The sequence below is a fragment of the Clostridium sp. MF28 genome (assembly GCF_002969175.1).
GTDB lineage: Bacteria > Bacillota > Clostridia > Clostridiales > Clostridiaceae > Clostridium > Clostridium beijerinckii.
Genome location: NZ_CP014331.1, coordinates 4861293 through 4877762, shown reverse-complemented (window position 1 = coordinate 4877762; position 16470 = coordinate 4861293). Strand labels below are relative to the sequence as shown.

The window sequence follows — 16470 nt, the reverse complement described above, 5'->3', positions numbered from 1 at the left end:
AGACGACTTTGGATCTGGCGACCTTTTATGCATCTTCCTTTGCGAGCGTATTTAAGAAAAGTCTGGCAGTATTTTTTATTCTTTTAAAATCATAAGCCGAATCAATTAGTCTGTTTGAAGAATTATGCCCTAACTGAGTACATCGTCCACAGATTTTACTACAATATACTTTCCTAAAGAATAAAAAATAATAAGGATAGAAGCACCAAATCTCTATCCTTATCATATATTCTAAATTGATTTATGTTTTATATTATACTCTAATCCAATATAAAAGCTTTTTTAAAGTATTCTTCTTGCTGCGTAAAAGTTATATACTGGACCAACCTTGACAACATCACCTGTTTGTGGTGCATGAATCATTTGTCCATTTCCAACATATATTCCAACATGTCCAGCATGAGGGAATACTAAATCTCCAGGTTGAAGTTGATCCTCACTAACAGGTCGTCCAACATCAATCTGTGTATAAGTTGTTCTTGAAATATCTATCCCTGTAGCATGCTCATAAACATATTCTGTAAATCCTGAACAATCAAATGTACTTGGTCCTGTTGCTCCCCATACATAAGATGCTCCTAAATGCTTATATGCCTCATTAAGAACTGCTTGTGCACTACCTCCAGATGGCGCAGCTACAGATGAACTTGATTTCTGACTACTCTTTGATTGGACACTTGATTGTACATTTGAAGCTACTACTGATTGCTTTACACTTTCTGCAGCAATCCTATCTTCCTCTTGCTTCTTTTTAGCCGCGGCTGTCTTTCCTTTTTCTATTTTATCATTGATTTCCTTAGTAACAATTGGGCTCTTAATTTGACTATCCCTAATACTAATTAACTGGTTAACTGCGCCTTGAATCTCTGTTGATGAACTATTTGAACTATCAATTACATCAAACTGATACTTTACAGCATCTCTTTCAAGTTGTGATAAATACTGTTCATCAAATTTACTTTTTTCTGCCTTAGCCTGATTAGCTAATTGTTCTTCTTCTTTCTTTTTTTGTGATAACTGATTTAAATTATCTTGTGTTTCTTTGTTAAGCTTGCTAATTTCAGCTTTTTTATCGTCTAATGACTTTATTTTAGCATTTAATTCATTTTTCTTGTTATTGATATCTTCTATGTAAGACTTGTCTTTCCCTACAATCTTACTAACAGCCTGCAATCTCGAAAAAAATTCAGTTGTTGAATCCGAGTTAACGACAAAATTTAAATAATTAAATTCCAAATCTCCTGATGCATACATAACTTTAACTCTTTGTCCTAAAGCTAGATCTAAATCATTGATGTCTTTTTTGTATTGCTCAATATCCTTTTTTGTCTTCTCAGTAATTTTATTAATATTATCTATCTCTATTTTATTTTTATCCACAGTTGCTTGTAATGGCTCCATCTGAGTATCTAAATCATAAATTTTATTTTCAATATCTTTTATGTTATTTTCTATTTCCGCATATTTCTGTCTAGAAGCATCCAACTGTGCATTATCAGGTGCTGCAAAAGCAGCTATGGAACTACTTGTAGTGATTACTGTTGCTAATATAAGTGCTAAAACCTTATTTTTCATAATACCGTCGGTTGTTACAACCCTTTCCCCCTTTGTCATCCCCTGTTATACATAATTATAGCACTTTTAGTAACCGTCAACAAACCTCATATATGCTGTGATAATACATTAAATTAGTTTTTCTTCTCTATTCTTCTATTCTCCTTAAAAATTTGGTAAAATATTCACATTTACTTAAGTTAAGATTTATAAATATTTTTATATACGTTAGCATATTTTATATAAGAATGCAGACTTTTACGATAAGAATATTTTTTGATTCGCCACTACTTTTTCTATAATTTCACTATTAAATTTATTACTCAAAAAACTACTCCATTAATATTATTTTGATTTTTCACCTTTATGTTTTCCTAGTTAACAAAGTATTTATATTCATTAGATTTTAGTCTCATAAAAGAAAAAAAGCACTAACTTCCATATAAAGAACAGTTGTGCTTTCATTAAAATACTTCACAATTTATTACCAATACTATTTTAAACTAATTTGGGAAGCGTAGTCGCTCCATGAGGCATAAGATTAATCGTAGGATTTTTATTTTGATTATTATCATAAGAAATTTTAAGTGCCTCCTCCAAAGTTCTAACAACAATAATTTTTGTATTCTTTAGCAAATCAGGATCAATTTCTGAAACCAAAATTAACCTATACTTTTCTCCTGTTTCACAGAAGAAGTACCCTACATATTTTGATATAGTATAATTCTCTCTGAGGTCTCTTTCTCTATCAAGCATATTGTCAAAATTTAATATCATATCATTAATATCTTTAATTTCTCCAATTCCCTCACTGCACTCAGCAAGTACTATAATGGTACCTCCTTCTACAACTGCTTCTTTGGCATTTATCAAAGTTTTTATTGATTGATAAAGATTTATGTCTTTTGGTGCCCCTCCCGCACTTGCAATAACTATATCTGATTTACTTCTTATATTGACACCGTCAATATTATCCACCAATTTTCTTCCTGCCTCATGAGCTGTTATATAATCTCCAGCAACCGCACCTGCTATATTTCCATCAGGTCCCATGACTACATTAAGCATAAATGTTGGTTTTACCATTGCTGCTGCTTGCATCATATCATCGTGTACTGGGTTTTCTATAATATTACCCGAGCACACACTCTCTCTTGTCCCGCTTCCAAATCCATCATTTAACGAAAGTGAATGATTGGCTGATATTGTTTTAAATGATGCAATACCAGGAAGTATAGATTTTTTCCCTCCTGACCAGCCTACAAGAAAATGATAGACTATAGCTCCTGTAATAACTATATGATCAGATTCAACAGCTTTTTTATTTAACATAACAGGAGTGCCATAGCTTGTCTCCCCTAGATATGTCATACTTTCTTCATCGAAGCAATCATGATCGTAAACTTCAAATCTTTTTGATAGCTTTTCTCCAAGAAGTATTTCATGTTCTTCTCTTGTCTGTTTTCTATGAGTCCCCTGAGCAGATAAAAATATAATATCTTCGTCTTTAACTCCGCCTTCATTTAGTTCCTCTACGATTTTATATAAAAATTTATATGGCTTTTGCCAACTTCTTGTAATATCTGAAATTATTATACAAACTTTTTCACCTTCATGTACAATATCTTTAAGTCTTTCGCTGTCAATAGGATTATACAATGCCTCAGCTATAATTTCATCTTCTGTCTTACTCTTTTTAAAATCATTGCTTTCAATTATCTCCAAAAGATTTTCTTCTTCAATAAAAGCCCTCATTTTATCTCTTCCATATTTCATATTAATTTCTTTCATTTATAGTCCCCCAATAACGAATTTGTTAATGCTTTTGAATTTTTATTGCCAATTTATCAAAGCTTTCCATCTACTTTTAATATAATACAAATTTTAACTATAGTCAAATTAGAATTTAGAAATAGTCTTTTATTCTAACACACCTCTTTAGCCTCAAACATATTCAATTTTATATTAACAAGTAAGAAACAGAATTGCTTGATATTACTAAAATAATAAATCCACTATTCATTGATGCATAGTCACAATATATAGTGATAGATCGTGAACTTCATGATAATATTCAAAATATTTACTTATACCTTTCTAGAATGTATACAAAAAATTAAAACCATAGAGAAACTCAAATCTCTATGGCTTTAATTTTATATATTATAATTTATGACAAGTATAATAAAATATCATATTTAATTTTGAAAATTCACTTTTTCTATATAGTGGCAATTAACATCAATATGATTTAAAAATAATAATAATCTCTCATAAAGCGGATGAACATTATCACCATATTTTGCTTCTAGACTTTCTCCGATGTCTTTTACATTTTTCTTTCCATCTATCTGCAATAATATCCAGCTTCCATATTCATCCAAAGTAATCTTTTTATAATCTGGAATTCTAAATTTAAGTTTTCTAAAGAACCTTTGGACCTTATGGTCTTGTTTTAAAAGTATAGTCACAATATTATCTTTATCCACTTCATACTCTAAATCATCAGATATTTTATATACTAGCTCTAAAACATCTTTATTATTTTCCAGCATTTTTTACCTTACTCTTTAGAATTGGTATTGCAGTTGCTATTACTAAAACTATTAGTAATATGAATGCCATTCCATTAGAAGCTGCAAATCCACTTGGCTCAGCTCCACCTACAAGACCTGATATCTGGAATATTATTCCTATAAGTCCAAGAATAGAACCTCCAGCAACTAGTCCAGAAGATAAGCTTATACCATTTGAAACTTTAGCTTCTTTTTCCTTTTCAGATTTAGAATTCTTTTCTATAAATAGACGTACCAATGCTCCTGCCAATATTATAGTAGTTGTAGATATAGGTAAATAGAATCCTATAGCAACTGCCATTATAGGAAGGTTTAACATAAATAAAACAAGTCCCATAACAACACCAGCAATTACCATTACCCAAGGTAATTGGCCTGACATTATTCCAGCAGTTAATGTAGACATTAAGTTAGCTTGTGGCAATGCAAACGGAACATTATCACCAGTTATTGCAAGTTGATCTGAAAGTAATAATATAGTACCAACAACTACCGCAACACCTAAAATTCCAGCTATTGCAAAGTACTTTTCCATTTCTCTTTTATCGCCACCTATTACAAAAGTAACCTTTTGAGATTGTGAGTAACCGCCTGCTACTGATATAGCAGTAACAATAAATGTCCCAAATAAAAGTAGTGATTTGTTGCTTTCAGGGCTCTTCCATCCCATTACAACAAATAATGATGTCACAATAACTATAGAGGCTATAGTCATTCCTGATACAGGAAGATTTGAAGTTCCTATAGTACCAGTCAAACGACCAGAAACTATAACAAATAATAATGATAAAAACATTGATAAAATAGAAGCAAGTATTGCCATTACTATATTACCATTAGATGCTACAAAACCACCTACAAATCCTAATATTATACCACCAAGTAATATCATATTTTCAACAGATGAACTCTTTCCACTATTTGAAGCTTTAGCATTAAGAGTTTCTTTTATAGAAGATATTATAGTCGGAATAAGTTTTATAGCGCCTATTAAACCACCAGAAAGCATCATTCCTGCCCCTATATATTTTACATAGCTACCAGCTATATCTTTAACTTGCATAGCATTTATAGCAACATTAGGATTATTCCACACAGATCCTCCATCTCTTCCAAGGCTTGAGAAGTAACCTATTAATGGCATAATTCCAAAGTTAGCTAGTATAGCTCCAGCAAACATAGTTAAAGAAACCTCCATACCAACTATGAACCCTATTCCTAATAATAGAGGATTAACTTCAACTTCGAATTTCCACTTATAAAACGACTCATTTACATAACTTATAACATTGTTAACTAAATTCAAAAATGAACTTGTTATAACCGTTATAATACCGCCTATTCCAAAACCAATTCCCATGAACTTCATTGATTCTCCAGCACCTTCTGAAGCAACAAGTGTTTCAGATATAGCCATTGATTCTGGATACATTAATTTACCATGTTCTTCAACAATTAAGTAATTGTAAACAAGAGAAGCTATTCCTATACCAAATAAAACTCCAGCTGCTCCAACAGAAAAACCTTCTATGAAACTAACTTTAGAGCCTATTAAAAGAATTGCTGGTAATACGAATATTACACCACTAGCAACAGATTCTCCACCACTTGACATACCTTGAACTAAATTTTTACCAAGTATACCTTTTTGCTTTGCAAATACAGCTATAAACGCAGATCCTATTATAGATCCTGGTATACCAGCAGCGACTGTAAGTCCTGACTTCATTCCTGAGTAAGCCGTTGATGCTGCAAATAGAACAGCCAATATAATACCGATTATCAAAACTGAAACGTTTCCACCCGACTTAGAACCGTTAGAAATGTATGGAACATAGTTCTTACCAACTACACCGCCATATGCATCTTTGGACAATTTATTATTCATAAGGGCACCTCCTTTTATATTTCACAAGCAATATTATAACACGATTTTCATATAATACTATATTTTTTCTCTTCAATTATTTATATTTTTTTAAATATTTTTAGCAAAATATTTAATTTTTTTGAAGATTTCCACACATAATAGATAAGTTTAACAATATAATACCATTACACTTTAATTCATCTAGTTTTAGAGATTAGCATATCAACAGAATTATGTTTTCCTATGATAAGCTATAATATTCTAAACATAAAAAATATACAATATATTCGTTTAATTTCCTAAATACATTGACATGCTTACATATTAGATAATTATCCAGAAAAGCATAAGAGATATTATATGAAAAAGAATTTACAATTAATAGAGAAAAAGATGATATTTTTAAATGACCAAAGAACATATCAGTGATATTATTTTGATAAAGAATGAAAAACAATAAGCGATAGAAATTATAAATTTAGAATAATATTTGTAGGAATTTGAAAGGAGAAAAAATGAATTATTTAGCGCACATATATCTCGCAGATAATAGCGAAGAAAATATGTTAGGAAATTTCTTAGGGGACTTTGTAAATAAGTCTTTGGAAAATGAATTTGAACAATCCATAAGACAAGGGATTATTATGCATAAAAAGCTTGATACTTTTACGGATTCACATCCAGACTTCATGAGGAGCAGAAAAAGAATTTCAAAAAATAATAGACGCTTGGCAGGTGTATTGATTGATATATTTTATGATCATTTTTTAGCTAAAAATTGGAAGGATTATTCCTCAATATCATTAGAAGAGTATGCTGATAATTTTTATAAGATACTTAGAAAGTTTTCTTACTGTCTGCCAGATAAGTTATTAAGAAGGATGAATTATATTATAGAAGAAAACTGGCTCATTTCTTACAGAGATATACATGGCATTCAAACAGCAGTTGATAGGATTGCTACAAGATTTGCCAACACAAGGCACCCATTAGTAAATCCTATGGAGGAGTTAATTAATAATTACGAAGGTCTTGAAAGTGACTTTAAATGTTTTTATCCTCATGCAATTGATTATTCAAATAAACTTAAAATAATTCTTTAATGACGTGATTTATAGTAGTTGGAGTTAACATAAAGATGTTATTGATAATAGAAATTACAAGTGTTAAAATTTAATAGAAACAAATTTAAATAAGGTTTTAATAGATGTAACTATTATAGTATATTATTGAGCATTTATTCTAAATTATATTAAGGAGTGACGTTAATGGAGAAGATAGCAAGTTTTACAATTAATCACCTAGAATTACTTCCAGGTGTATATGTCTCAAGACAAGATAAGTTTGGTGATACAGTTCTTACTACTTTTGATATTAGAATGACTAGACCAAACTTTGAGCCAACTATGAATACAGCAGAGATGCATGCAATTGAGCACTTAGCTGCTACATTCTTAAGAAATCATAAAGATTATGCAGATAAAACAGTTTATTTTGGACCAATGGGATGCAGGACAGGCTTTTATCTAATTTTACATGGTGATTATAAATCTAAAGATATAGTTCCTCTACTTACAGAACTATATAAATTTATGGCTGAATTTGAAGGAGATATTCCTGGCGCTTCCGCTAAAGATTGTGGAAACTATTTAGATATGAATTTACCAATGGCAAAATATTTAGCAAATAAATTTCTTAACGATGTCTTATTAAATATAACTGAGAAAAATTTAGTTTATCCTAATTAATAAAATTATGATAAACTTATATGATAAAAAAAGTAGGATGCTTTTATGAGCATCCTATTTTTTCTTTCCTTAATAAATGTATACTTCTTGAATCCCTTAACCGATATTTATCTAACAGATATGTTTCATTTATACAATTTATAACATTTTATAGATAAACAATTTAAGAATTAGACTTATTAGATGAACATATTTACAAAGTTGCTAAAATTTTAAGTTCATATCTTCACTAGAAATCATAAATATAATTTTAAAGTTGGATATCTATATAGATATCCGAGCGAAGAAATTCACTTATACAGTTAATACTTCCATTAGTATTACATGAGTTAAGATAATGAATATGTCAAATTTATAAATTGGTTATCTATATAGATATCCAAACTTAGAAATACACTTATGCATAGCATAGATATTTTTACACAAACTAGTATTAGTTAATTTTTGTAAGGAGAAATAGCTATGGGTAGAAAAGGTATTGAAGTAACATCATTATATAATTGGACAATTGAAAATCTTAAGAAAATGAGAAATTCATCTAAAGACGAATTTGCTCGTAACGTATTAACAGCTGTAATTATGAGATATGAAGGAAATAGTACTATTGAAATATCAAAGTTTTTATTAAAAACTAAATCAACAGTTATTCATTATATAAAAAGCTGGAATTCCGTCGGTCTTAAGGCACTTAAAGATGGGCGTGGTGCCTTGACCGGAGGAACTTTTACAGCTGAAATGAAGGATGATTTAGTAAATACTGTTCTAAATACGCATCCAAATGATCTTGGATTTATCGGAAATGTATGGACTTGCCCTCTTTTAGCGACATATGTATATCAGAATTATGGAATAAAATATTCAGTTGAATATATACGAGTGTTACTAAAAAGAAGTAATTTGAGCTATAAACGAGCGCAACGCAAACCAACTAAAGCAAATAAGGCCGAACAAGAAGTCTTTAAAAAAAATGCGACGCCTTCTCTCTACTGTAGAAAATTCTTCTGATTGTGTTCTATATTCTTTAGACGAAACTGGACTTAGAACAGAGTCTGATATTCGCAGATCTTGGAGTCGAATTGGCGTATCCCCTATTTTAGAAAGTAACAACTCTCACGAGGGAATTAATATAATAGGTGCAACAGAAATCTCCAAGAACTTTGATACTATTATGGATGCTTATCCAGCTAAACATTCGATTAAATCACATGAAGTTGAAGTTTTTCTTGAAAGACTGCTTAAAATACATGTCGGTAAAAAGGTATATGTTTTACTGGATAATGCTAAATTTCATACCTCTAGAATAATACAAGACTTCGCTGACGCGCATAGCGAAGAATTGTTTTTGATAAATACTCCTAGATATTCTCCTGTTCTAAACCCACAAGAAAATATCTGGAATAAGTTGAAAAATTGTATTTTTAGTACTAGTGCTTTTATATCTATTGATGAGCTTTTTGAATCAGTAAATTCAATATATATCCATTTAAATGAAGATTTTAACATGGTTAAATCATTAGTTTATGCTAGAAATTACTATTCATAAGTTTAATTCTTAAATTGGATATCTATATGATAAACAACTTAAGGATTTGATTTATACTTTGCGATAAAGCACCATATAAGAAAGCAGAAACATTTTTATGCAGCAGGCATTGAAAATAAGCTGGCAAAAGTACTTAATTGTAGGTTGTTCCACTAACGCTTGTCACAATAAAATTGGGAGCAAGCATTGGTGGGTGCAACCTGCAATTTAGCACTTTCAGCGAAATTTTCATAGTCCTGAGAAATAACAATGTTTCTGCTTTCGGTGGATCATCACATAAGTCCGAATTTAAAGTTGTTTATCTATAGTTCCCATATGTGCGTATTATATTTTAGAAATTGTAAAACTATATTCTAAATCTTTACTTGAATCGATGCAAAACTCAGGTAATACTGGTGCTCCCCAGCTGTCATCTCCGCCAACACCCATTTGTTTACCTATTATATTCACATGTGTAAAATTAACAGATGGTAATTCCTCTATATGAAGTGCGTTTTCTAATTCCATGTTGCTGTATGGTAAAACACTAAATTCAAATAGAGCTTTACCATAAGTAAATTTAAGACCCTCATTTTTATGATTTTTAACTACTAGCCACCTAGTTCCTGTTCTGTTTCCACATTCTTGTGGGACTAGGTATCTTGATAAGTTATCTATTGGTGTGCTATCGTAAATCCCTAGTTTAGAACCTTCACATCTGTCTATATAGTTTTCTTCCGGTCCCATTCCATACCAACTAAATGAATTAAATTCGGCTAATAATTTAAAATTCATTCCTAGTACAGGCAGTTCAGGTAATCCGCTAACTCCTTCATACTTAACATTTACTTTAATTATTCCTTCTCCAGATACTTCATAAGTTATCTTAACATTAGTAGACAGCACTGTTGGCAATTGATAAGTATAATATAATGTAATCTTCTCATCTAATTCCTCAACTGAAAAATCCACATACTTCTGCCCCATAGTAGCAGCCAGCCATTGACTGCATCTAAATTCATATCCATTCCCTCTATCATTATCTGTTGTTGCTCTCCAATAGAAAGTTTTTGGCGTTCTCGTTATAAACTCCTTATTATTATATCTTAAGGATACAATTCCTCCTTCTTGTTTAGAGAATATAACCTTGAAATCTTTTCCGTGAACTCCTATATTTACATCTCCATGAATGGTCTTCATTTTAGACCCTGAATTATGATTATTCATATCTGATTTTTCTTTAATAACCTTTTGTCCAAATGCTACTTCATATCCTTTTTCTGCCCAAAGTGTAGCTTGTGATAATCTTAAGGAAGTTGTAAGTACAATTTCTTCAAGAAAATTATACTTTCCTATTGGAAGTTCTATATATTTTTCTTCGCCTGGAGCTACAGATACATTTAGATAACCATCTTTTATTAGTTTTCCATCTCCTTCAGCGATATAGTATAAATCATATTTATCAGTGTTAACAAAGAGATTTTGATTCTTAATAGTCACCCCTTTTGCACCTGGTTCTAATTTTACGTTTTGATATAAATACTTAACTTCCTGCGCTTTAGGCGATATAGTTCTATCTGCATAAATCAAACCATTTCCAGAGAAATTATAATCTGTTGGACGATCTGTAAAATCTCCTCCATAAGCTAGAACTTCCTTTCCATCTGGAAGTTTTCTATACAACGCTTGATCGCCGTAATCCCAGATGAATCCACCTTGATACATCAAATATTTATCTTCAAGCTCTGTATATTTCATCATTCCACCAGTTGAGTTACCCATTGAGTGCATGTATTCGCAGCTGATATAAGGTTTCTTTGGATTATCATTAAGATACTCTTCTATTTCTGCTGCCTTTGCATACATTCTACTTTCCATGTCACTCGTGTCATCAAATTCTCTACATCTAGTTACCCCTTCATAGTGCACTAAACGTGAAGGATCTTTCTTTCTAAAGTATTCCGACATTTGATAAATATCTTCACCTGCATAAGATTCATTACCACATGACCAAATAAGGACAGATGGATGATTTTTATCTCTTTCAACCATTGATGATGCTCGATCTAAAACTGCTGCCTGCCACTGTGGAAGACTTCCTGGCACATTCCATGATGGTTCAATCTGCCCCATTTTTTGCCATGAACCATGACTTTCTAAATTTGCTTCATCTATTAAATATATTCCGTATTCATCGCAAAGCCTGTACCATAAGCTTTGATTTGGATAATGTGATGTTCTAACAGCATTAATATTGTGTTGTTTCAAGAACTTAATATCCCATAACATATCCTCTTTCGTTATTGAGCGTCCACGTCTTGCACTAAATTCGTGACGGTTTACACCTTTAAAGATAATACGCTTTCCATTCAGACACATAATTTTATCCTTCATTTCAAAGTGCCTAAACCCTATCTTTTGAGTTACAACCTCAACTAAAGTACCATTTCTTTTCTTTACTAAAATATAAAGTGTGTATAAGTTAGGCTCTTCTGCACTCCATAAGCTTATATTTTGCGCATCTAAATATAGAGTCAGCTCATCAGAAAACGGAACTTTTTCAGATATAGCTATTTTATTTCCTTCTTTATCTTCTAAATATGTTTCAACTGTTGTTTCTGAATTGCCAATCATTTTAAGTTCAGCATTTAACTTTGCATTTTTGAAATCGTCATATAAATCTGTTTTTATAAATATATCATTTACATGAGTTTCTGGAACTGCATATAAGTATACATCTCTAAAGATGCCTGAAAATCTCCAAAAATCTTGATCTTCTATCCAACTTGCGCTACTCCTTTTATAAACCTCAACTGCAAGTTTATTTTCTCCCTCTCTTAAATAGTCAGTAATATCAAATTCTGATGGTGTAAATGTATCTTCGCTATATCCTACAAATTCTCCATTTACCCATACATAAAATGCTGTTTCAACACCTTGAAAAGAAATAAAAGTCTGCTTATTTTTGAGTTCATCTTTAACTTCAAAAAATGTTACATAGCTTCCCACCGGATTATATGTTTTAGAAATATGAGGTGGTCTTAATTCATCATGGCCTTCCCAAGGATACATAGTATTAATATATTGACATTTATCATATCCTTGAAGCTGAATATGACCTGGAACTTCAATATAATCAAATCCATTTATATCAAAATCATCCTTATAAAACTCTTTAATTCTTAATGATGGATTTTCACTATATGAAAATCTCCATTTTCCATTTAAATTTTGCTTAAGAGGCATGGCGTCTTCTAATTTAACATCCTCAACTTTTTCATAAAACCAATGATCGGAATGAGCATCTATTCTATTAACTCTAAATATTTCTGGATTTTCTAGCCAATCTAATGACGGCTTATTATTAATCATACTCTTACCTCACTTTCACCTTGTAGAGTTATTGCTTTTTTAAATTAAAGTCGTTAATCCTATTAACTAAATGTAACTCTTTTATAAAGTCACATTTAATTAATACTTAAACATATGTAAGAATAAAAAAAATTATGGGCTAATATTAATAGGACACCTTACTTCGTAACCAATTACATTACCTCTTTAATTTATCCTATCTTCTGAAGTTAGATTTATGCTATTAACTAAATTTATAGTTTCATTTTATTATCTTTTTAGTAAAAAATCAATTATATTTTACTAAACTTTACTAAAATAATTTATCACTTAATTGAAAACCTTTAATTTATAAGATATAATCAGTATTAAACAATATTTATCTATCTTGTGGTAATTTTAGAATAGAGGTGCTAACTATTGAACGAATATAGTAAAATTTTAGTTGTTGATGATGAGTTTATTATGCGACAAGGCATAACTCATATGATTGATTGGGAAAAAGAAGGCTTTCAAATTATAGGACAGGCTTCTAATGGTGAAGAAGCTCTAGAAATGATAAAAAAGGATACTCCTGACATTATAATTTCTGATGTTGTAATGCCCCAAATAAATGGGATTGAATTAGCTAAATTTGTACAGGGCAAATACCCTAAGATAAGAATTATCATCTTAAGTAGTTATAGCGATTTTGAATATGTTAAATCATCTTTTCAAAATGGTGCTGTTGATTATATTTTAAAACCTTCTCTAAATCCTTCTGAGTTATTAAGTACTCTAAAAAAGATTTCAATTAAAATGAAAAGAAATACTTTAGAAGGAGACTCTTTAAGTCTCACCAATAGCGCCTTAAATCGCCTTATATCAGGTTTTGACAATTATCCTGACTTTAATTATTTTGATACAATATTTACTTTTCAATCATTTTGCTTATTTGGTTTAAACGCAAAGAAAATATATGATAATTATAGCAAACGCCATGAAATTATTGATTTTACAATTTCAGAAATCGGCAAGGAATTTTCTTTAGAAGGATCAAATGCCAATTATAATATACAAGTCGCTAATATTGAAAACGAAATCATAGCTGTAATTCTAAATTTTGATGATAAAAATTATAATGCTCTATTTAGTAAGCTAGAAACTATTTCAGAAATAGTTTCAAATAGTTTTAAAGAAGCATTTTTTGTATTAAGCAACTTCTTCTATTCTAATATAAATATTAAAGATATATACGAAAAGGAATTCTTAGTATTAACTCAACAATATTTTTACAACAAAAATGTTTCTTTAATGTGTTCTTCCAACTTCAAAAGCCCATCGCCAATAGAAAAATTTAATTTTAAGCGTTTTTCAGAATCAATTTCTATAATGCAATTTCAGAATGCATTCAAAATGCTAACAATATACGTTACAAATGCTATTGATCAAAGATCTCTTACAGAATTTGAATTAAAAGCATTAATTCAAAATTCTTTTTATAATGTAATTACTTCTTTGGAATATTTAAATTTCGATTTAGATAAGTTAAATTACTTAAAGCAAGAGTGCTTTCATGACATAGATAACACTAAATATTCAGAAGACTTACTTGTGGCCTATAACTCTCTCTTAAATCGCTTTAAACAAATAATAGACACATATGAAAATAAAATAAATTCACATATAATCAATAAAATTATTCAATACATTCATGACCATTACGACGAACAACTCACTTTAACTAATGTATCTAAGCTATTTAATTTTAATTATTCATACTTGTCAGCCTACTTTAGTTCTCATAATGAAGAGGGGTTTAATGAATTTCTTAATAAAATTAGAATACAAAAAGCTTGTGATTTTTTAAAACAGGACATTCCTATATCAGATATAAGTGGAATGGTTGGCTACTCAGATCAAAGTTACTTTTGTAAGGTTTTCAAGAAATTCACCGGAATCACTCCTAGCACTTTTAGAAAAAAAAGATATTAATATTATTAACAAACGAAAGGACTTTTCATTATGATAAAATTATCAAAATCAATACATTCTACGAGCCTGTTTTTTAGAGTTGCTTCAGTTGTTCTTATAAGCGTTATTTTAGTATCTATTTCAATAGGAATTATTACGATTAAAATTTCAAAAGATACACTTGCTGATACTTTCAGCAAATCAAATTATAAAGTTTTAACGCAAATAAGCAATGAACTCAATACATTTAATGATAATACTATTAATATTATGAATGCGATTGATTATATCCCAGATTTTCAGCGATATTTATCAGAAAAGGATCTTACACCGCAACAGAATTATCGAACTTTATATAATATGTTTACAGGCTTCCATAAAATGATCCCTGATAAAGATCTTTATGATATTACTGTACTAGCTGTTGGGATTAATGGTAATACTTATGCAGCAAGTAATTATGACCGCCTTATTATAGATACTAATGAAGTTTTAAATAGCAGCTTTACTAAAAAAGCATTAGATAATAAAAATACTGTTTTATATCAATATTTAGATCATGGCTTTACAAAGCTCACAAAAAATTCTAGCACCATTGTGGCCATAAAAGTTTTGTGTGATAAACTTACAAGAGAGCCCTATGGATTTGTATATGTACTTATTAGCGAGCATACATTTCATAAATATTATGATTATTTTGTGGGTAATGGAAATAGTATTTCTATTATATCAAGTGATGGTACTATTGTTTCTTCTAGCCTTTCCTCAAAAATAGGGACGAAGAATTTAGATTTATATAATATATCAAATGTTATTTTAAATAATAACCTAAAGTACGTTAACACTAAATTAGGCTCTTCTGATGTAGCAATATTATCAAAGCATTTATCAACTTACAATTTCAATATAGTTGGCACAATTGATAAAAATATAGTATTAAGTGAAATATATGATTCTTCTGAAATTATAGCAGTAAGTATATTAATTGCATCAATATTTATTGCAATTACTTTCTTTGTAATACGAAGAACCACAAAACCAATTTCAGCTCTTGTTAAAGTTATGCCTAAGATAATTCACGGTGATTTCAACAATCATATTCCTGTTGTCGGAAGCTATGAAGTTCGTGAACTATCAGCTAACTTTAATTATATGTTAGATGGTTTAAATAATTATGTTCATGCTCAGATAAAAATGCAAAAAGAAAAGAGAAAAGCTGAACTACATGCTTTGCAAATGCAAATTAATCCACACTTTATTTACAATACTTTAGCTTCAATCAAGTGGCTTATGTGGCAAGGCAGTACAGAAAAGTCAATACAAACTATAGATGCATTTATATCGCTTCTTAGAAATACTATTAGTAATAAAAATGAAATGATAACAATACAAGAAGAAATAGAAAATTTAAATAACTATGTTTTAATTAATCACATACGCTACGGAGATAATATTAATGTAAATTTTTTTGTAATGCCAAATCGCGAAAACTATATAATTCCAAAATTAATTTTGCAACCTTTCATTGAAAATGCATTTTTTCATGGATTTAATGAACGGAATAATGGATCTATACATGTGTTTGTAAATGAACAAAATCAAAATCTAATTTGTGAAATCATAGATAATGGCGTAGGCATGACAGCTGAAGAAGTCAAAAAAATTCTTAATGATTCCTCTAAAAAGCATGAACATTTCACAAGTATTGGTATTCAAAATGTTAATGATAGAATTAAACTTCTATATGGAGATGACTATGGTATTTCAATCAGCAGTGAACTAGGTAAAGGAACTACTGTAAGAGTAACAATACCTGCTCAAAAGGAATTTATAGAGAATTAACTATGTGGGAAAAATCTGTATATCAGAAATGATAGCTATGCACTTATAAAAAGA

The 16470-nt window shown here is 30.0% G+C and carries 11 protein-coding genes; 6 read left to right on the top strand and 5 right to left on the bottom strand.

Translation table 11 applies throughout. The annotated features are described in order from the left end of the window. Window positions 1-282: 282 nt before the first annotated feature. From AXY43_RS21405 to AXY43_RS21390, 4 genes are all read right to left on the bottom strand, one after another. Window positions 283-1575, bottom strand: a complete 1293-nt coding sequence (locus AXY43_RS21405) for an NlpC/P60 family protein (protein WP_171788868.1) — start codon at window positions 1573-1575, stop codon at window positions 283-285. Window positions 1576-2052: 477 nt separating this feature from the next. Continuing rightward, window positions 2053-3345, bottom strand: coding sequence for a nickel-dependent lactate racemase (gene larA, locus AXY43_RS21400; RefSeq protein ID WP_077830329.1), 1293 nt, complete (start codon window positions 3343-3345; stop codon window positions 2053-2055). A gap of 407 nt (window positions 3346-3752) precedes the next feature. Then, window positions 3753-4109, bottom strand: coding sequence for a PqqD family protein (locus AXY43_RS21395; protein WP_077830330.1), 357 nt, complete (start codon window positions 4107-4109; stop codon window positions 3753-3755). Further along, window positions 4096-6018: an OPT/YSL family transporter gene (locus AXY43_RS21390; RefSeq protein WP_077854003.1), complete on the bottom strand. Its 1923-nt coding sequence runs from the start codon at window positions 6016-6018 to the stop codon at window positions 4096-4098. The genes AXY43_RS21395 and AXY43_RS21390 overlap by 14 nt, the downstream gene beginning before the upstream one ends. A gap of 497 nt (window positions 6019-6515) precedes the next feature. Here AXY43_RS21390 and AXY43_RS21385 point away from each other — a divergent pair, with 497 nt between their 5' ends. The 4 genes from AXY43_RS21385 to AXY43_RS21370 all read left to right on the top strand — a co-directional run bounded on the left by AXY43_RS21385 (window position 6516) and on the right by AXY43_RS21370 (window position 9291). Then, window positions 6516-7103, top strand: a complete 588-nt coding sequence (locus tag AXY43_RS21385; protein WP_105412120.1) for an ACP phosphodiesterase — start codon at window positions 6516-6518, stop codon at window positions 7101-7103. Between the two features lie 165 nt (window positions 7104-7268). After that, window positions 7269-7748, top strand: coding sequence for an S-ribosylhomocysteine lyase (locus AXY43_RS21380; RefSeq protein ID WP_017209996.1), 480 nt, complete (start codon window positions 7269-7271; stop codon window positions 7746-7748). Between the two features lie 462 nt (window positions 7749-8210). Continuing rightward, window positions 8211-8753, top strand: coding sequence for a helix-turn-helix domain-containing protein (locus AXY43_RS21375; RefSeq protein ID WP_105412119.1), 543 nt, complete (start codon window positions 8211-8213; stop codon window positions 8751-8753). Beyond that, window positions 8716-9291, top strand: coding sequence for a transposase (locus tag AXY43_RS21370; protein WP_077856733.1), 576 nt, complete (start codon window positions 8716-8718; stop codon window positions 9289-9291). The genes AXY43_RS21375 and AXY43_RS21370 overlap by 38 nt, the downstream gene beginning before the upstream one ends. A 324-nt stretch (window positions 9292-9615) precedes the next feature. On the opposite strand, the gene AXY43_RS21365 is transcribed toward AXY43_RS21370, so the two are convergent. Beyond that, entirely contained in the window at window positions 9616-12642 is a 3027-nt protein-coding gene (locus AXY43_RS21365; RefSeq protein WP_105412118.1) for a glycoside hydrolase family 2 TIM barrel-domain containing protein, read from the bottom strand. Between the two features lie 399 nt (window positions 12643-13041). Here AXY43_RS21365 and AXY43_RS21360 point away from each other — a divergent pair, with 399 nt between their 5' ends. Together AXY43_RS21360 and AXY43_RS21355 are read left to right on the top strand one after the other, a co-directional pair. Then, the gene (locus AXY43_RS21360) at window positions 13042-14595 is read left to right on the top strand and encodes a response regulator transcription factor (protein ID WP_105412117.1); all 1554 of its coding nucleotides are present in this window, start codon (window positions 13042-13044) and stop codon (window positions 14593-14595) included. Window positions 14596-14625: 30 nt separating this feature from the next. Then, window positions 14626-16416 carry a cache domain-containing sensor histidine kinase gene (locus AXY43_RS21355; protein WP_039772228.1) on the top strand — a complete coding sequence of 597 codons (1791 nt, stop codon included), beginning with the start codon at window positions 14626-14628 and terminating at the stop codon, window positions 16414-16416. Window positions 16417-16470: the final 54 nt, after the last annotated feature.

Coding starts and splice junctions, on each gene's coding strand:
- AXY43_RS21405 (WP_171788868.1), bottom strand. CDS start 1,575: ATGAAAAATAAGGTTTTAGCACTTATATTAGCAACAGTAATCACTACA.
- larA (WP_077830329.1), bottom strand. CDS start 3,345: ATGAAAGAAATTAATATGAAATATGGAAGAGATAAAATGAGGGCTTTT.
- AXY43_RS21385 (WP_105412120.1), top strand. CDS start 6,516: ATGAATTATTTAGCGCACATATATCTCGCAGATAATAGCGAAGAAAAT.
- AXY43_RS21370 (WP_077856733.1), top strand. CDS start 8,716: ATGCGACGCCTTCTCTCTACTGTAGAAAATTCTTCTGATTGTGTTCTA.
- AXY43_RS21375 (WP_105412119.1), top strand. CDS start 8,211: ATGGGTAGAAAAGGTATTGAAGTAACATCATTATATAATTGGACAATT.
- AXY43_RS21395 (WP_077830330.1), bottom strand. CDS start 4,109: ATGCTGGAAAATAATAAAGATGTTTTAGAGCTAGTATATAAAATATCT.
- AXY43_RS21390 (WP_077854003.1), bottom strand. CDS start 6,018: ATGAATAATAAATTGTCCAAAGATGCATATGGCGGTGTAGTTGGTAAG.
- AXY43_RS21355 (WP_039772228.1), top strand. CDS start 14,626: ATGATAAAATTATCAAAATCAATACATTCTACGAGCCTGTTTTTTAGA.
- AXY43_RS21365 (WP_105412118.1), bottom strand. CDS start 12,642: ATGATTAATAATAAGCCGTCATTAGATTGGCTAGAAAATCCAGAAATA.
- AXY43_RS21380 (WP_017209996.1), top strand. CDS start 7,269: ATGGAGAAGATAGCAAGTTTTACAATTAATCACCTAGAATTACTTCCA.